Genomic DNA, 1,651 nt, shown 5'->3' with positions numbered 1-1,651 from the left:
CTACCCATATTACGCCCCGCTGGGGCTTTTAAATCGGCACCATGCCAAAAGCCCCTTTAGAGCTTGTCCGGCTTTTGACGGAGGTTTGGGGTAAACGAATGGCGGCCAGCGCGTTCGCATTGTCGTGTCGGGCGGCGCACCCTTTTGGTCCGTCAAAGGCCGGACGGAAGGGTTAAACGCAAAGAACCAGGACGCAGATGACGCAGATTTATTTTGATTGTTTATGATTTAAGACTGGCGGCTGGTTACTGGCTACTCGCTACTCGTGTCTCGCTACTCGCTACTGTTTTCGCATTGTGCGGGACGTAGGGGGCGCTTCTTTTCTACAAATGTGTAACCCCTCCGGGGTATTTCTTGGCGTCTTCGCGTACACATTTGCCGAAAATTATTTCTCAACAAAACAGGTTTTAGTTAATTATCTAAGCCCCTGGTTTACAGCAATTATTTGGGTTTATTTATTTAGTAACCGTTATGCTGAACAGCCAGTATTTACTTGGCATCCAGCCATTTTTGGTGACTTTATAAAAATTTTGTCTATCATTTAATTTTCAAATCTGCAATACCATCTTGTCTGTTTTCTCAACAAGTTGTCACCAAATCAAGCAGTTAAATGTTCAAAACTTATGTATCAATAGCTTCATTTATACAAAACTTAATCCTTAATTTTGGGTTGATGGATGTCCAATGTCGGACTCCTGTAAATTTAATCATATGATTACAGTAAAGGGGGTTCCCAGGAGGAACCCAATGGAGCCAGAGGCGGCTCCGAAGTTTTATGCCTCGGCAGTGCATGCTGCCAAAGTGGATTTGGATGGCTTGGCCACCGCAGTTTCTGAACGTTGTTCGCTGCGTCGTGCCGACGTACATGGCGTGCTGGTGGCCCTGATGGACCTGATCCCCAACGAATTGCTGAATGGCAAGATTATTTCGCTGGGCGACCTGGGCAGCTTTTACGTGAGCGTAAAAAGCGACGGGACCGAAATGGTGGAGGATTTGCTCCCCTCGTTGGTGAAGGGTCATAAGATCCAGTACCGGCCAACAAAAGAGCTTAAGAAAAAACTGAGAATGCTTGACGTGTCGATCTCCGGTTAATTCTTAAGCCCATTCCGCGGGATAGCCCTGCCTGGTGTTCCAGCACCTCGCGGGGCTTCCTTTTTTTTTGTACTGTACTGACGGAACGAAAATACGCTTTAGCGCAATCATAAACTATGTTTTTTAGCTGGTTTTCGTAATTCTTTACGATTATTTTAGTTTCCATTTTCATCTTTCAGCCTGAAATCTCCCCCCCACGTACCCCCTTCAAAAAAACTTAAGGAAGTAACGAAAATTACTTAAGGACATGATGAACGTTACTTAAGGACATGACGATCGTTACTTAAGGAAGTAATTTTTTTATGTAAGGACATTTTGATTGATGATTGATTATTGATGAATGGCGGCAGCGTTTTCGCGTTGTCGTGTCGGGCAGCGCAACCTTTTGGGGTTGGAATCCCCGGAAGGGTTAAACGCTATTTAAAATCGTATTCTTGTGCGGCGCATGATTCGCCAGCATTTCAAATTTACCTTTCCGGTGCGCCTTCTAAACAATGCGCCTTCCTATCCCCGGGTTCCGTTGCACTCCACCCGGGGCTACCCATATTACGCCCCGCTG

General features: G+C 45.9%; 1 protein-coding gene. It reads left to right on the top strand.

Annotation, left to right across the window (positions count from 1 at the left end):
- Positions 1 to 711: 711 nt before the first annotated feature.
- The gene (locus N2K84_RS20105) at positions 712 to 1,092 is read left to right on the top strand and encodes an HU family DNA-binding protein (protein WP_282593626.1); all 381 of its coding nucleotides are present in this window, start codon (positions 712 to 714) and stop codon (positions 1,090 to 1,092) included.
- The last annotated feature ends 559 nt before the right edge of the window (positions 1,093 to 1,651 follow it).

Origin of the sequence: Gaoshiqia sediminis, assembly GCF_025907915.1 — a bacterium.
GTDB lineage: Bacteria > Bacteroidota > Bacteroidia > Bacteroidales > Prolixibacteraceae > Gaoshiqia > Gaoshiqia sediminis.
The sequence above is the reverse complement of the archived record's forward strand: the minus strand, read 5'-3'. Positions and strand labels throughout refer to the sequence as shown.

Coding starts and splice junctions, on each gene's coding strand:
- N2K84_RS20105 (WP_282593626.1), top strand. CDS start 712: ATGATTACAGTAAAGGGGGTTCCCAGGAGGAACCCAATGGAGCCAGAG.